This window comes from Bacillus sp. Root131, from assembly GCF_001429475.1.
Lineage (GTDB): Bacteria > Bacillota > Bacilli > Bacillales > Bacillaceae_G > Bacillus_A > Bacillus_A thuringiensis_S.
In genome coordinates, this window is the sequence record NZ_LMJQ01000002.1 from 22,921 (window position 1) to 39,391 (window position 16,471).

The following is a 16,471-nucleotide window of genomic DNA, read 5'->3' on the forward strand; positions in this document are numbered from 1 at the left end:
AAAATTATAGCGAGCTATAATATTAAAAGGGGTGTCTTTTATGAAAAAAGAAAAAAGACAACGGTTAATTAAACAATTTGTAAAGGAGTATGAAATAGATAAGCAAGAAAGATTAGTAGAATTGTTAGCAAAAAAAGATGTATTAGTAACACAAGCTACGGTTTCTCGCGATATTCGTGAGTTAAACTTAACGAAGGTACCTTCTCAAGAAGGATTAATGATATATAAAGTTTTCTCAGAAGAGCATTTAAAAACTGATATAAAGTTAAAGAAAAAATTACGAGAAGTTGTTGTGAAAATTGATTGTGTAGATCAATTAATGGTTATTAAAACATTACCTGGTAATGCACATGTTATTGGTGTTTTATTTGATGAGTTAGATTGGACAGAAAAAATAGGATGTATATGTGGAAATGATACATGCCTTATAATTTCACAGTCGAAATCAGATAGGGAGATTATAGAAGAAAGATTAAATTTAATTATTTAGATGTAAAAATCCTGTTTTTAATAAAATTAAAAACAGGATTTTTGTTTAAATACGGAAGTTGAATATTCAACATATATGCGTAATATATGTGTTTTTTATTGAAAAAGCGAGAGAGTTTGTTATAAAAATACAAATTCGTATGATTTTAAAAAAATAACTTGTTTAATATTTCACAATGATAATGTGGATGCTTTCACAAAGATGAAAGTGCAGAGCATTTATTATGTACTTGTAAGACATCAAACATATTTAAAAGGAGGTACAACAAATGAAACATCCGATACATGTTACTTCAGAAATTGGGGAATTACAAACGGTTTTATTAAAACGACCGGGTAAAGAAGTGGAAAACTTGACGCCAGATTATTTGCAGCAATTATTATTTGATGATATTCCATACTTACCAATTATTCAAAAAGAGCATGATTATTTTGCACAAACGTTACGCAATCGGGGTGTTGAAGTTCTTTATTTAGAAAAACTAGCCGCTGAGGCGTTAGTAGATAAAAAACTTCGAGAAGAATTTGTTGATCGTATTTTAAAAGAAGGACAGGCTGACGTAAATGTTGCACATCAAACTTTAAAAGAATATTTACTTTCCTTTTCAAATGAAGAATTAATTCAAAAAATTATGGGCGGTGTACGGAAAAACGAAATTGAAACAAGTAAGAAGACACATTTATATGAATTAATGGAAGATCATTATCCGTTTTACTTAGATCCAATGCCTAATTTATATTTTACTCGTGATCCAGCAGCTAGCGTGGGCGATGGCTTAACGATAAATAAGATGAGAGAACCAGCGCGTAGACGTGAATCATTATTCATGGAGTACATCATTAAATATCACCCAAGATTTGCAAAACATAATGTACCAATCTGGTTAGATCGTGATTATAAATTTCCAATTGAAGGTGGCGACGAGCTAATTTTAAATGAAGAAACAATTGCGATTGGAGTGTCTGCTCGTACTTCAGCTAAAGCAATTGAACGTTTAGCTAAAAATCTCTTTAGCCGACAAAATAAAATTAAGAAAGTGTTAGCAATAGAAATTCCAAAATGCCGAGCATTTATGCATTTAGATACAGTATTTACAATGGTTGATTATGACAAGTTTACAATTCATCCAGCCATTCAAGGGCCAAAAGGGAATATGAATATTTATATTTTAGAAAAAGGATCAGATGAGGAAACTCTTAAAATTACACATCGTACTTCTTTAATGGAAGCATTAAAAGAGGTATTAGGCTTAAGTGAATTAGTTCTTATTCCATGTGGAGGAGGAGATGTAATTGCTTCTGCTCGTGAACAATGGAATGATGGCTCGAACACATTAGCAATCGCACCAGGTGTAGTTGTTACATATGATCGCAACTATGTATCCAATACGTTATTACGGGAGCACGGTATAGAAGTAATTGAAGTGCTAAGTTCGGAATTATCTCGTGGTCGTGGGGGTCCACGTTGCATGAGTATGCCAATTGTTCGTAAAGATATTTAGTATAAATAACGGAGAAAGTAGGGATGAAGTATGTTAATGACTAGACCAAATTTAAAAGGAAGAAGCTTTCTAGCAGAAAAAGATTTTACACAAGAAGAATTGTTATATTTTCTAGATTTGGCAGCAGAATTAAAAGAGAAAAAGAAAAATGGTATCCCGCATCATTATTTAGAAGATAAGAATGTAGCGCTCTTATTTGAAAAAACCTCCACTCGTACGCGCTGTGCATTTACAGTAGCATGTACAGATTTAGGGGCGAATCCTGAATATTTAGGGAAAGGTGATATTCAGCTTGGGAAAAAAGAATCCGTAGAGGATACAGCAAAAGTGTTAGGGCGTATGTTTGACGGAATTGAGTTTCGTGGATTTAATCATGAGACTGTAGAATCTTTAGCACAAAATTCTGGTGTGCCAGTTTGGAATGGATTAACAGACATGTGGCATCCAACACAAACACTAGCAGATTTATTAACAATTAGAGAACATGTAGGGAAGTTGAAAAATGTGAAGCTCGTTTACGTTGGAGATGGACGAAATAATGTTGCTAATAGCTTACTAGTTGGTGGAGCAATCGTTGGAATGGATGTACGTATTTGCACACCAGAATCTTTATGGCCTGCACAAGAAGTAATTGATTTAGCAAAAAAATATAATGAACAGGTAATGATAACAAGTAATGTGGAAGAAGCTGTTGCGAATGCAGATGTAATTTATACAGATGTATGGGTGTCTATGGGGGAAGAAGAAAAATTTGCTGAACGTGTCGAGTTATTGAGACCTTATCAAGTAAATATGAAAATGATTAAAGAAACAGGGAATGAAAACGTGATTTTCTTACATTGTTTACCTGCATTTCATGATGTTGAAACGATGTATGGCGAAGAAGTTTACGAGAAATATGGGTTGAAAGAAATGGAGGTAACTGACGAAGTATTCCGCAGTAAACATTCAAAAGTATTTGATCAAGCTGAAAATAGAATGCATACAATTAAAGCGGTTATGGCAGCTACTTTAGGAAACATGGAGTAAAGAAGAAAGGGAGTCTTCCTTTCTTCTTTCTCCTCCTTTAGACACTATCATTCACTATTGCTTTTGTATTGTTATTGCAATTAAAGAGAGGTGAGTGGAATGGGTGAAGATAAGAAATTAGGGTTGTTTACACTAACGGCTCTTGTAGTTGGGTCTATGATTGGCGGTGGAGCCTTTAATTTAGCGAGTGATATGGCAAAAGGTGCTGGTGCTGGAGCCATTATTATTGGCTGGGTTATAACAGGAATTGGGATGATTGCACTTGGATTATCTTTTCAAAATCTAACTGTAAAACGGCCAGATTTAGATGGTGGTATTTTTAGCTATGCAAAAGCAGGATTTGGTAATTTTATGGGATTTAATAGTGCGTGGGGATACTGGCTATCTGCTTGGCTTGGGAATGTAGCTTACGGTACATTATTATTTTCTTCATTAGGATATTTCTTCCCGATCTTTGAAGGCGGTCAAAATGTAGAATCCATTATTGGTGCAAGCGTATTATTGTGGTGTGTTCACATGTTAATTTTACGTGGAGTTCAATCAGCAGCACTTGTGAATTTAGTAACTACAATCGCAAAATTAGTACCTGTATTTGTATTTATTGTCATAGGAATCTTCGCGTTTCATATTGATACATTCTTAGATGGATTTTGGGGGCAAACTGGTTCTTTTTCATGGGGAGCAGTTGGCAGCCAAGTTAAAAGTACAATGCTTGTAACTCTATGGGTATTTATTGGGGTAGAAGGGGCGGTTGTTTTATCCAGTCGAGCAAAAAATAGAAGTGATGTAGGGAAAGCAACGGTTATTGGCTTAATTGGTACACTCATCATTTACATTTTAATCACATTATTGTCTCTTGGACTTATGCAGCAAGCAGATATTGCTGGTTTGAAAAATCCAGCTATGGCTTATTTATTTGAAAGTGTTGTTGGAAAATGGGGTGCTATCTTTATAAATTTAGGTTTGGTCATCTCTGTATTAGGTGCTTGGTTAGGTTGGACTTTGCTCGCTTCTGAAATTCCATATTTAGCGGCTAAAGATGGAGTATTTCCAAAATGGTTCGCAAAAGAAAATAAAAATAAGGCTCCAGTAAATTCATTATGGATAACAAATGGTTTAATTCAAATATTCTTGTTAACATTCGTCGTTTCTGATCAGGCGTATAACTTTGCATTCTCTTTAGCATCTTCAGCCATTTTAATTCCATATGCTTTTTCAGCATTTTATCAACTGAAGCATAGCTTAAAATCTGAAGAAGTAGATCGAAATAAAAATATAATAATTGGTTTGATAGCAAGTATTTATGGTGTGTGGTTAGTTTATGCAGCTGGTTTAGAGTATTTATTATTAACAATGACTTTATATGCGCCAGGTATTTTTATTTTTTACAATGTTCAAAAGCAAAAGAGTTCGAAGCAAATATTTACTCGAGTGGAATTAGCATCATCCGTAGCAATTGGTGCTTTAGCATTCTTTGCGATTTATGGATTAATTACAGGCAGTATTACTTTATAAAGCGCTGTGAAAGCGAAATGAACTGGAGGGCTGAAATATGGCACGAAGAAAAATTGTAGTTGCACTAGGGGGAAATGCGATACAGTCTGGAGAAGCTACTGCGGGAGCGCAGCAAGAAGCGTTGGAAAAAACGGCGGAACAACTTGTGAAAATAATGGAAAATGATGTGGATATAGTAATTGCGCATGGAAATGGCCCACAAGTGGGGAATATTTTATTACAGCAAAAAGCTGCAGAAACGGAAAAGACACCTGCAATGCCATTAGATACTTGTGGGGCAATGAGCCAAGGGATGATTGGATATTGGATGGAAAATGCGATTGAAAAGGCATTGAAAAAACGGAATATAAAAAAAGACGTAGCAACGGTTATAACGCGCGTTGTTGTGGACAAAAAAGATGAGGCATTTAAAAATCCAACTAAACCAATTGGTCCTTTTTATACAGAAGAAGAGGCCAGAAGATTAATGGATGAAACAAAAGCAGTGTTTAAAGAAGATGCTGGTAGAGGATGGAGACGTGTTGTTCCATCACCGAAGCCTGTAAGTATTCATGAACATAAAGTGATTAATTCTTTGGTGGAAGATGGAAACATAGTGATAGCTGTTGGCGGGGGTGGAATTCCAGTAATTGATTCCGAAGAAGGGTTAAAAGGAACTGAAGCGGTTATCGATAAAGATTTCGCTGCGCAGAAATTAGCAGAATTAGTAGATGCCGATACGCTCGTTATTTTAACTGCAGTTGATCATGTGTATGTAAATTATAATCAACCGAATCAAAAAAAATTAGAGCATGTCACAGTGAATCAATTAGAAGAATATATTGAAGAACAACAATTTGCTGCGGGAAGCATGCTTCCAAAAATTGAAGCTGCTATTAATTTTGTTAATACAAATCCAAAAAGAAAAACAATTATTACGTCTTTAGAAAAAGTATATGAAGCACTAGAAGAAAAAGCTGGTACTATTATTTCAAAACAGAATGTATGCATGTATGTTTAAATTATTATGTACGCTACTTAGTAGTAAAAAAAGAATGAGGTTAATAACTTCATTCTTTTTATTTATTAATATTTTTTGTACTCATTGTTCATAAAGTTTTCATGATGAAATCTGAATATATAAGTTAATTATGATAAAATTCAAATTGAATACGCTTTCTTGATTTTTCGCTCCAACATACAGCAAGAGAGAGGGAATTTTATGAATAGACGGAACGTAGTGAAAGACTTAAAGCAGTTCGAATTATTTGCTCATTTAACAGAAAAAAAATTGAAAGGCTTAACAGAGTTTGTTTATTGGCGAACTTATAAAAAAGGTCAATTTTTATTTTTAGAAGGGGATTCAAGGGAAAGAATTTACTTCATGTTAGATGGTTTTGTAAAGTTAGAGCGGGTTAATCAAAATGGGAACTTATTATACGATGACTATGTAAAGCGGTATTCTATTTTTCCTTATGGTGGTATGTTTACAGACAGAGGATATAACTATACAGCAGAAGCAATGACGGATGTGGAGGTATATTATATTCCAACGGTAATCTTTGAAGATATGGTAAAATCCAGCAGAACGCAATTGATGTACGTTGTTCAGCAATTATCATCTATATTAAAATTGAATGAAAATCGAGTGCAAAATATTACAATTCCTAATGCACAAGATCGTGTTATCCAAACGTTAAATTATTTAATGCAGGATTTAGGAGAACAGAGTGGGGAAAAGATTGTAATTTCATGTCCACTTACAACAATTGAAATATCCAAAATATCTGGAACATCTCGAGAGACAGTTAGCAGCGTATTAAAACAATTAAAAAATGATAGCATTGTTACAATTTTAGATAAAAAAATTACAATACACAATCCAACATATTTTGAAGAAATCTCAATGTGAAAATTGTATATTGATTTTTTAATTCATAATGTATATTAATAAGGTTCTTTATATATTTATAAGGAACTTTTTTACGTTATCCTCTATAAAAAGATTGTATAGTATGGTAATAATAGCTAAAATCGATAATAAAAAACAAAGTGAAGGGGAGAAAGAATGATTCGTATTGAGTATGATCGATTAGTAGCTATTTGTTACAGTATAGGGGTTTTGTTATTATTAAAAATTCCAAATGATAATGAATTAATTGGGGAAAAACTATTCAATGTCTATAAGGTTCCGATACATACGTATGTTTATATGGATTATAAAGTCTCAAATATATTGATTGTTTCTTTCATACTACATGTAATTGCATTTATATTATTTTTAAAATGGCTAGGAAAAAAGGAGTCTAGTACATTTAGAAAAATGAATAAGATAAAAGTAGTAGGCATTAGTATTTTGATTGTAATGATGCCGTTTATTTTGAATACAATCCTCCAGACATTGAATAAAACATGGTACTATGCAGGAAAAACAGGGGTAGAAGCAATAGAATATAAAAAAGAAGATAGCCAGTGTAGAATGGAGAAAAATGGAGATAATATCCAACCGAAGTGCATTGTTACTTTAAAAAATTATCGTAATCATTCACAAGCATTAAAAGTTGTTTTATATGATAATGCAAACGAGAATTCAAAAAGCTATCCAGTACCGAAACCAGTCTATTTACAAAAACATGAGACAAAGCAATTCGAATTTCAAGTTCCTGTTTCTTATAATAGAGGTATGGAAAAAGATAAAGTACCAAATATTAAATTACATTCATTGCATGAAAATGATACGAAATACAATTAATCTGTAAGTAAAAGTTTATGAGTAGGAGCAAGAATTTGAAACGATATAGAAAATCAACTTGAATCATCCAACATACTGTGAGGTAACGGTATATTGGATGATTTTTTTATGTTATCCTCTTTTTCACGTATGAAAAGGAGGAATACTTTGTTGGAAATGAAAAACATCACAAGGATCATACATAGTTTTTACTTTACGCAATCTGTGAAAGTTAGAGCCATAATAACTAGTTTGCCAATTTTTAATGTCGATATCGGGCCAGTTCACATAGTCACCTAGTGTATAAGGATCTAAGCTTTCTCGTAAATCTTTAACCCAGCGTATATTTCGATTTTCTTCATCATCGCATTTCCAAGAGGTAATGTATTCTTGGGCAATAATTGCTTTACGATGAAAATAAGCCGTTTCATTCGGCGAAATATTTTCAACAGCACCTATGAGCGATTGATGCCAAATACTAGCATCTTTATTTGGGGCATGAGAAAGAAAGTATTGCATGAGTTGAATGCCTTTAAGGGGAATAGGTTTATAGACATAGGAACCAGAGCGCTTGAAATTTTCAGGGATGTTACCGCCATTAAAAAATTCGACAGCCTTTATATAAGGAACTTCTTCTATAAAGAGAGAGGGGCTGCCAGTTTCAAGAAGAGGGGATAATAGGGAATGGAGTTCAGAGGGAGAACCGACAAACTCGCCTTGTGCTTCGATTTTATTTCGTTGCTTGGCGAATAATTCGATCGATGAAGTGAGACGTTCATCTATATAAGGTGCCCAGTTTTGCCACGCTTGAAATGCAGCAATAAAGTCTTCCCATTCCCATGTAATTGAGAAAATTGATACATTTTTTACGGGGTGGACTCGAAAAGTTAAGGAAGTGATAATTCCGAAGTTTCCACCACCGCCACCACGGCATGCCCAAAAAAGGTTAGAGTTTTCTTGTTCATTTGCACGAATGGGTTTTGCACCAAATTTTCCACACGCTTGTACCATTTCCACTTCCATTAATTGATCACATTTTAATCCAAATAAGCGTGAAAGCATACCAATACCACCGCCAAGTGCTAATCCAACAATTCCAACGCTTGCACTTGTACCAGCAGGAATTGTAACACCGTAATTCCAAAGTTCTTTATAAACAGTGCCAAGATTTGCACCAGCCTCAATTGTTGCTGTTAATTTCTCTGTATTAACAGTAATGCGATGCATTTCACTCACATCAATAATAAGTCCTCTATTTAAAAGAGAAAAATTTTCATAGCTATGACGTCCACTTCTTAACCGAAATGGTATATGACGTTCACGTGCCCATTTTAAGGCGTTACAGATATCCTTGTTATTTTGACAAAAAACAATAATACAAGGGAGTTTTGGAATACTTAAATTTAAATTCATTCGGGCTACATTGTAGTCAGGATCTGTGGGAACAACGATACGACCTGTTAATTTTGTTTGCTTCAATTTCTTACTCCTTTCCAAAATAATCAGAGCTTTTTATTAATATATGAAAAATGTCTGTAATACGCGTGGACAAGGAGAGGTGGAGAATGAGATTTACCTTTGTGAGAAATAAATAAAGCATAAGAATAAAGAATCTACATAGAGTTCAATGAAAACAGTTGCAAACTGTTCATATTTTGTTATGATAGTGTTACGAAAACGTTTGCATAAAATTCTGATGGGATGCAAAAGGAGAGAAGGACTATGAATAAGACATGGTGGAAAGAAGCAGTTGCTTATCAAATTTATCCACGAAGCTTTATGGATTCAAATGGTGATGGTATTGGAGATTTACAAGGTATTATTGCAAAACTGGATTATTTAAAAGACTTAGGTATAGATGTAATTTGGATTTGTCCAATGTATAAGTCGCCTAATGATGATAATGGTTATGATATTAGTGATTATCAAGATATTATGGATGAGTTTGGTACAATGGCAGACTTTGATGCTTTACTAGATGAAGTTCATAAGCGTGATATGAAGCTTATTATTGATTTAGTTATTAATCATACGAGTGATGAACATCCATGGTTTATTGAATCACGTTCATCTAAAGATAATCCGAAGCGTGATTGGTATATTTGGCATGATGGTAAAGATGGTGCGGAGCCAAACAACTGGGAAAGTATTTTTAATGGTTCGGCATGGGAATATGATGAAGAAACAGAACAATATTATTTACATCTATTCTCACGTAAACAACCAGATTTGAACTGGGAGAATAAAGAAGTTCGCGAAGTACTATATGATACGGTTAATTGGTGGCTTGATAAAGGTATTGATGGTTTCCGCGTTGATGCGATCAGTCATATAAAAAAAGAAGAAGGCCTTAAGGATATGCCAAATCCAAAAGAGTTAAAATATGTGCCATCTTTTGATAAACATATGAATGTGAAAGGTATTCAACCTTTATTAGAAGAGCTAAAAGAAAATACATTATCTAAGTACGATATTATGACTGTTGGTGAAGCAAATGGCGTTAAGATTGAAGATGCTGAGCTTTGGGTTGGAGAAGAGCAAGGTAAGTTCAATATGGTATTCCAGTTTGAACATTTAAGTTTATGGGATGCAGAGAAGAAGAAAGACCTTGATGTTGTAGGGTTGAAAAAAGTATTAACGAAATGGCAAAAAGGATTAGAAAATAAAGGATGGAACGCTTTATATATTGAGAATCACGATAAACCACGTATCGTTTCAACATGGGGAGATGACAAACAATATTGGCGTGAAAGTGCAACAGCTCTAGGGGCGATGTATTTCTTTATGCACGGTACACCGTTTATTTATCAAGGCCAAGAAATTGGTATGACAAATGTTCAGTTACCAAATATTGAAGATTACGATGATGTAGCAATTAAAAATTTATATCGCGAGAAAATTGCAGAGGGCGTACCACATCAAGATATGATGGAGATTATATGGGCTTCTTGCCGCGATAATTCACGTACACCTATGCAGTGGAATGATGAGATGAATGCTGGTTTCACAACAAGTACACCTTGGTTTAGCATGAATCCAAATTACAAAGAAATTAATGTTGAAAAGCAAAAAAATGAAGAAAAGTCTATTTTCAATTTCTATAAGAAAATGATTGCCCTGAAAAAAGAGCACGATGTACTGAACTATGGTACGTACGATTTACTTTTAGAAGACGATCCACAAATTTATGCATATACACGTACGTTACAGGATGAAAAAGTCATTGTAATTAGTAATATCTCAAAAGAGGAAGCTGTGTATAATGAGGGTTCATTTGCACTAGAACGCAAACGTTTGCTTTTAAATAACTATGAAGTTGCGGAACATGAAGAAGTAACAACAATTGCTTTAAAACCTTATGAAACAAGGGTTTATCGCATTTCATAATAAAAAAGGATGCTCTTTGAGCATCTTTTTTTATGAAAAAAAATAAATTTCTATTGCAAAGTGAAAACGCTTTTATTAAAATAGATTTATGAAAACGGTTGCGTAAAGATAAAAATAAAGTAATATAAGGAATCGTTTTCATAAAGGGAACAGAAATTATAATTTAAATCATTATGTTGTTATAAATAAAGGGGAGGAAGAACAGATGAAAATTACGTCTTTTGATTTTTGGCAAAAGTTCGGGAAAGCGTTATTAGTTGTTGTAGCTGTAATGCCAGCAGCCGGTTTAATGATTTCCATCGGTAAGTTAATTGGGATGTCTGCTGGGGATGTTAACGCAGTTCATACAATTGCTCGCGTAATGGAAGACATCGGTTGGGCAATCATTACAAATCTACACATTTTATTCGCAGTAGCAATTGGGGGATCTTGGGCGAAGGATCGTGCAGGCGGTGCATTTGCAGCACTATTAGCATTCGTCTTAACAAACCGAATTACAGGAGCTATATTTGGCGTAAACGCTCAAATGTTAGCGGATTCAAAAGCGACAGTTTCTTCAGTAATAGCAGGAGATTTACTTGTAAAAGATTATTTTACTTCTGTACTTGGTGCACCAGCATTAAACATGGGAGTTTTCGTGGGGATTATCACAGGTTTCTTAGGAGCTAATCTATATAACAAATATTATAACTATAATAAACTGCCACAGGCATTAGCATTCTTTAATGGAAAACGATTTGTGCCATTCGTTGTAATTCTTTGGTCTACAGTTACTGCGATTGTATTATCACTTCTATGGCCATTCATCCAAAGTGGGTTAAATGAATTTGGTCGCTGGATTGCAGCTTCAAAAGATAGTGCACCAGTTGTTGCACCGTTTGTATATGGAACGTTAGAGCGTTTATTATTACCATTTGGTTTACACCATATGTTAACGATTCCGATGAACTATACAGAGCTAGGTGGAACATATACGATGCTAACTGGTTCAAAAGTTGGACAAGTTGTAGCAGGACAAGATCCATTATGGCTTGCATGGATTACAGATTTAAATAATTTATTAGCAAATGGAGATACGAAGGCATATAACGATTTATTAAATAACGTTGTACCAGCTCGTTTCAAAGCTGGACAAGTTATCGGCTCAACAGCAGCGTTAATGGGGATTGCATTTGCGATGTTCCGTAACGTTGATAAAGAAAAGCGTGCAAAATATAAACCAATGTTTTTATCAGCAGCATTAGCAGTATTCTTAACAGGTGTAACAGAACCAATTGAATTCATGTTCATGTTTATTGCTCCAGTATTATATGTTGTATATGCTATTACAACAGGACTTGCATTCGCGCTAGCTGATTTAATTAACTTACGTGTTCATGCATTTGGATTTATTGAGTTAATTACTCGTACACCAATGATGGTTAATGCAGGTTTAACAAGAGACTTAATCAACTTTGTTATTGTTTCATTAGTGTTCTTCGGTCTTAACTTTACACTATTTAATTTCTTAATTAAAAAATTCAATTTACCAACACCAGGGCGTGCAGGTAACTATATTGATAATGAAGATGAGGCATCAGAAGGAACAGGAAATGTACAAGACGGTTCATTAGCAACAAAAGTTATCGATTTATTAGGTGGAAAAGAAAATATTGCTGACGTAGATGCTTGTATGACACGCTTACGTGTAACAGTAAAAGACTTAGATGTTGTTGCACCAGAAGCACAGTGGAAACAAAATGGTGCTTTAGGGCTTATTGTAAAAGATAAAGGTGTACAAGCGGTATATGGTCCGAAAGCTGACGTATTAAAGTCAGACATTCAAGATATGTTAGGTGCGTAATAATATGAAATTGCTAACTTTAAACTGTCATTCTTGGCAAGAAGAGAATCAAATAGAAAAGATACAATACCTTGCTAAAGTAATTCAAGAAGAAGAGTACGATGTCATCGCATTGCAAGAAGTAAGTCAGTCCATACAAGCTGAAAATGTATGCGGTAACAAGAAAGAAGATAATTTTGGACTTTTACTATTAGAAGAGTTAAAAGCGCTACATGTAAAAGATTACAATATTACTTGGGATTTCTCTCATATTGGTTATGACGTGTATGAAGAAGGATTAGCGATTATAACGAAGCATAATATTATAAAAGAAGATACGTTCTTTATTTCAGAAAACGAGGATACAACGTATTGGAAAACGCGTAAAATTGTAAGTACAACACTTGCTTATAATGGTAAGGATATAACGTTTTACTCTTGCCATCTCGGTTGGTGGAATGATGAAGAAGAGTCATTCAAAGGTCAAGTCGATCGTTTGATGGAGCGTGTAGATAGCAATAAGCTCGCCTTCTTAATGGGAGATTTTAATAACAATGCTCGATTGAAAGGCGAAGGTTATGAGTATATGATGCAAAAAGGGTTGTATGACACATATGAATTAGCAATAGAGAAGGATGAAGGAACGACTGTCCAAGGCGAGATTGCTGGTTGGGATGAAAATAAACATAGTTTGCGAATCGATCTAATATTGTGTAACCAAAGTAAAAAGGTTCATTCTTCAAAAGTTATTTTTAATGGTACAAACAGAAATGTAATTTCAGATCATTTCGGTGTAGAGGTTCAATTGGATATATAATAGAAGAAATCCTCACAGAGAATAAAAGCTGTGAGGATTTTTTTTAGGAATACAAGTATTTCCAAGAGAAAATACTTGTATTTTTTATGACATTTCATATATATTTGTTATTATTGAATGTAAAACCGATTTGGTCATTTTGTATTCATACTTTCACTCACTTCGTTATATAATGAAGTAAGTGAAAGTTAATGGGAAAAAATAGTACGTTTTTGGTTAATACACGATGTAGAAAGTGATATAATTGCAAAATGTATGTATCATTTTCTAAAGAAGGAAAAATATATAATTAGGTGATAACTTCTATGAAACAGATTTGGCGTATTTATAAGACAGATTTACGGAATGTAGCCAAACATTGGGCTGCAATTGTTATTGTTTTAGGATTAATGATTTTACCATCGTTATATGCATGGTTTAACATTAAAGCTTCTTGGGATCCGTATGGAAATACAAAAGAGGTTCCCATTGCAGTTTCTAACCAAGATGCAGGTTCTAATTTAAGAGGGAAAGACATTAATATCGGGAAAGAGATTGTAGACTCCCTTAAGAAAAACAAAAATCTTGGCTGGAAATTTGTAGATGAAAAACAAGCAATTTACGGAGTTGAGCGTGGGGATTATTATGCAAGTATTACGATTCCAAAAGACTTCTCTGAAAAAATTGCAACTGTTCTGGATGAAAATCCGAAAAAACCAGAACTGGATTATTATGTGAATGAAAAAGTAAACGCGATTGCACCGAAGATTACAGCAAAAGGTGCATCAGGTATTACAGAAGAAATTAGTAAAAACTTTGTAAAAACAGCAAACGGTGAGATTTTTAAAATTTTCAATGACCTTGGAATCGATTTAGAAACAAACTTACCAAGTATCGAAAAAGTAAAAGATCTTGTATTTAAGTTAGAAGCGCAGTTCCCAGAAATGAATACACTCATGGATAAGGCGTTAGATGATGCGACTCGAGCAGAAGATATTGTGAAAGTGGCGCAAAAAGATTTACCTGTTGTAGAGAGTGTAATAAATGATGGGCAGGAAGCATTGGCGAATTTAGATAAGTTCTTTGCAAGACAAGATCAAACATTAAAAAACGCTCCAGGAACGATAAGAAATGATTTAGTAGTAGCAAAAGGCGTTATGGATAGTGCAGCTGTATTTACTAACTTTTTAATGAATCCAGGTGTGGATTTAAATATTCCTGATTTCTCTGGAATGAATGGATTACCTGAATTCCCTGCAAGACCGGACCTTTCTAAGTTGAATAATGACGGATATAAAAGTATAGCGCAAAATATTAATCAAACAGTAAATAATGTTTTAAGCTCATCACGTGCAGGAACAGCTTATGGGAAAAGTGTTTTAAATGGATTGCAAAATGGTCAGTTTGATCCAGAACAAGCAAAGAAAGATTTAAATGCAGTATCAAATCAATTGCAAGCTCGTACAGAAGGTATTTCGTATCTTATTAATGTATTTACTGAACTTCAAAACTCAGCGACGACTGATTTTGGAAAAAGCTTTTTCCAAGGGCGAGTGGATCGCCTAACTAAGCTGAAAAGTGGTATGGAAAATGCAAACAACGGTATTAAAGATATTGTAAATGTTATCGGTACAGGACAAGAAGTAAAGAAAGATGTAACAGATGTAGCAAATCAAAAATTAGATGCAGCAAATGCATTAATTGATCAAGCTGAAAAAGATTATAATGAAACGTTTGTAGCAGATTATAAAAAAGCAGTTAGCACAGTAGATCAAGCTAAAGCTAATGCGAATGAAATATACGATAATGCAAAAGCTGATTATGATAAAGCGAAAAATGGTCTAGAAAGTACTAAATCTAGTGTCCAAAAAGCACTAGAGGATGTACAAAACAAAGGTATTAATGGTTTAGAAGGTTCGAAGGAAGCCTTGAAAAGCTTAAATGGTCAATTCCAATCTGGAATCGGTTTAATTGATGATATGATTCCAGTTCTAGAAAGTACAAATAAGGTTTTAGCGGATGTAAATAGTGATAAAAACCTTAATAATGGAATCGCAAAATTAAATAAAGCGAAAAGTAGTCTGCAAAAAGGTGTAGATGCAACGAATAAGGGGATTACACTTCTTAACAATGGACAGAAACCTACAAAAGATGTAATTGAAAGTATTAACAATGCTGCGAAGGGCGGATCAGCTCAATTAACAGATGTATTATCGACGTATGATTCAGAGATTGTACCTAACTTCAATACAGCAATTGCTCGTACAAAAGAGATGTCGAAAAATACAACTCAAATTTTAAACGATGCAGACAAAAAGCTTCCAGATGTTAAAAAGTTACTAGAAGATTCATCAAAAGGCTTGGTAGACGGTAGAAAGAAATTAGTAGACATTAAAGCTGAAATGCCGGAGACTGAGAAAAAGATTAAAGATTTAGCAAATAAAATTCGTGATTTTGAATCTGAAGAGGATTTAAAAGACATCATACGCTTATTGAAAAACGATGTTGAGAAGCAAAGTGATTACTTTGCGAATCCAGTAAATTTAAAAGAAAATAAATTATTTGCGATGCCGAACTACGGTTCAGCGATGTCACCATTCTATACAGTGCTTGCATTATGGGTAGGCGCATTATTAATGGTTTCATTATTAACGGTAGAAGTACACGAAGAGGGCGCGAATTATAAGAGCCATGAAATTTACTTCGGACGTTTATTAACATTCTTAACGATAGGTCTTTCACAAGCGTTTATCGTATCGATGGGAGATATATTCTTACTCGGTACGTACGTAGTCGATAAGTTCTGGTTTGTGTTATTTAGTTTATTTATTGGTGGAGTCTTCGTTTGTATCGTATACTCACTCGTTTCTATTTTCGGAAACGTTGGGAAATCGATGGCGATCATTTTACTTGTACTACAAGTAGCAGGGTCGGGCGGAACATTCCCAATTCAAATGACACCGAAATTCTTCCAAGCAATTTATCCGTTCTTACCGTTCACATACGCAATTAGTGCAATTCGTGAAACTGTTGGCGGAATGCTTTGGGATATCGTAATAAGAGACTTACTTGTGTTAAGTGTTTTCGTAGTAGTTATGATCGTTGCTGCGTTATTACTGAAAACACCAATTAACAAATCAAGTGAAAAATTTGTTGAGAATGCAAAAGGAAGTAAAATTATTCACTAAAATAAAAGGTTCCTACCGATAGAGGTAGGAACC

12 protein-coding genes are annotated in these 16,471 nt (G+C 34.1%); 11 read left to right on the top strand and 1 reads right to left on the bottom strand.

From position 1 onward, the window contains the following. Nucleotides 1-40 precede the first annotated feature (40 nt). From argR to ASE54_RS14065, 7 genes are all read left to right on the top strand, one after another. Nucleotides 41-490, top strand: a complete 450-nt coding sequence (gene argR / locus ASE54_RS14035) for an arginine repressor (RefSeq protein ID WP_000711823.1) — start codon at nt 41-43, stop codon at nt 488-490. A gap of 268 nt (nt 491-758) precedes the next feature. Continuing rightward, the gene (gene arcA, locus ASE54_RS14040; protein WP_000682331.1) at nt 759-1,991 is read left to right on the top strand and encodes an arginine deiminase; all 1,233 of its coding nucleotides are present in this window, start codon (nt 759-761) and stop codon (nt 1,989-1,991) included. A gap of 30 nt (nt 1,992-2,021) precedes the next feature. After that, nucleotides 2,022-3,020 carry an ornithine carbamoyltransferase gene (gene argF, locus ASE54_RS14045; RefSeq protein WP_000930283.1) on the top strand — a complete coding sequence of 333 codons (999 nt, stop codon included), beginning with the start codon at nt 2,022-2,024 and terminating at the stop codon, nt 3,018-3,020. 99 nt (nt 3,021-3,119) lie between these two features. After that, nucleotides 3,120-4,535 (top strand): arginine-ornithine antiporter, encoded by a 1,416-nt coding sequence (arcD, locus tag ASE54_RS14050; RefSeq protein WP_000503413.1) that lies wholly within the window; start codon nt 3,120-3,122, stop codon nt 4,533-4,535. Between the two features lie 37 nt (nt 4,536-4,572). After that, complete coding sequence (gene arcC / locus ASE54_RS14055; protein WP_000113948.1) at nt 4,573-5,535, top strand: carbamate kinase; 963 nt, start codon at nt 4,573-4,575, stop codon at nt 5,533-5,535. Between the two features lie 201 nt (nt 5,536-5,736). After that, nucleotides 5,737-6,426: a Crp/Fnr family transcriptional regulator gene (locus ASE54_RS14060; protein WP_001081906.1), complete on the top strand. Its 690-nt coding sequence runs from the start codon at nt 5,737-5,739 to the stop codon at nt 6,424-6,426. 156 nt (nt 6,427-6,582) lie between these two features. After that, on the top strand, nt 6,583-7,266 hold the full coding sequence (locus tag ASE54_RS14065; protein ID WP_000619192.1) for a hypothetical protein: 684 nt from the start codon (nt 6,583-6,585) through the stop codon (nt 7,264-7,266). A 123-nt stretch (nt 7,267-7,389) separates the two neighbouring features. On the opposite strand, the gene ASE54_RS14070 is transcribed toward ASE54_RS14065, so the two are convergent. Then, nucleotides 7,390-8,724: an FAD-binding oxidoreductase gene (locus ASE54_RS14070; protein ID WP_000814904.1), complete on the bottom strand. Its 1,335-nt coding sequence runs from the start codon at nt 8,722-8,724 to the stop codon at nt 7,390-7,392. 243 nt (nt 8,725-8,967) lie between these two features. On the opposite strand from ASE54_RS14070, the gene ASE54_RS14075 reads away from it, so the two are divergent. From ASE54_RS14075 to ASE54_RS14090, 4 genes are all read left to right on the top strand, one after another. Further along, nucleotides 8,968-10,632: an alpha-glucosidase gene (locus tag ASE54_RS14075; protein WP_001044708.1), complete on the top strand. Its 1,665-nt coding sequence runs from the start codon at nt 8,968-8,970 to the stop codon at nt 10,630-10,632. 205 nt (nt 10,633-10,837) lie between these two features. Continuing rightward, complete coding sequence (locus tag ASE54_RS14080; protein WP_000705569.1) at nt 10,838-12,475, top strand: PTS transporter subunit IIBC; 1,638 nt, start codon at nt 10,838-10,840, stop codon at nt 12,473-12,475. Between the two features lie 4 nt (nt 12,476-12,479). Beyond that, nucleotides 12,480-13,271, top strand: coding sequence for an endonuclease/exonuclease/phosphatase family protein (locus tag ASE54_RS14085; RefSeq protein ID WP_000771990.1), 792 nt, complete (start codon nt 12,480-12,482; stop codon nt 13,269-13,271). A 305-nt stretch (nt 13,272-13,576) separates the two neighbouring features. Further along, the gene (locus ASE54_RS14090) at nt 13,577-16,438 is read left to right on the top strand and encodes a YhgE/Pip domain-containing protein (protein WP_000810076.1); all 2,862 of its coding nucleotides are present in this window, start codon (nt 13,577-13,579) and stop codon (nt 16,436-16,438) included. Nucleotides 16,439-16,471: the final 33 nt, after the last annotated feature.

Bases quoted from the DNA above. Each gene is read 5' to 3' on its own strand.
- ASE54_RS14075 (WP_001044708.1), top strand. From the start codon at position 8,968: ATGAATAAGACATGGTGGAAAGAAGCAGTTGCTTATCAAATTTATCCA.
- arcA (WP_000682331.1), top strand. From the start codon at position 759: ATGAAACATCCGATACATGTTACTTCAGAAATTGGGGAATTACAAACG.
- ASE54_RS14090 (WP_000810076.1), top strand. From the start codon at position 13,577: ATGAAACAGATTTGGCGTATTTATAAGACAGATTTACGGAATGTAGCC.
- ASE54_RS14060 (WP_001081906.1), top strand. From the start codon at position 5,737: ATGAATAGACGGAACGTAGTGAAAGACTTAAAGCAGTTCGAATTATTT.
- arcC (WP_000113948.1), top strand. From the start codon at position 4,573: ATGGCACGAAGAAAAATTGTAGTTGCACTAGGGGGAAATGCGATACAG.
- ASE54_RS14085 (WP_000771990.1), top strand. From the start codon at position 12,480: ATGAAATTGCTAACTTTAAACTGTCATTCTTGGCAAGAAGAGAATCAA.
- argR (WP_000711823.1), top strand. From the start codon at position 41: ATGAAAAAAGAAAAAAGACAACGGTTAATTAAACAATTTGTAAAGGAG.
- argF (WP_000930283.1), top strand. From the start codon at position 2,022: ATGTTAATGACTAGACCAAATTTAAAAGGAAGAAGCTTTCTAGCAGAA.
- ASE54_RS14080 (WP_000705569.1), top strand. From the start codon at position 10,838: ATGAAAATTACGTCTTTTGATTTTTGGCAAAAGTTCGGGAAAGCGTTA.
- arcD (WP_000503413.1), top strand. From the start codon at position 3,120: ATGGGTGAAGATAAGAAATTAGGGTTGTTTACACTAACGGCTCTTGTA.
- ASE54_RS14065 (WP_000619192.1), top strand. From the start codon at position 6,583: ATGATTCGTATTGAGTATGATCGATTAGTAGCTATTTGTTACAGTATA.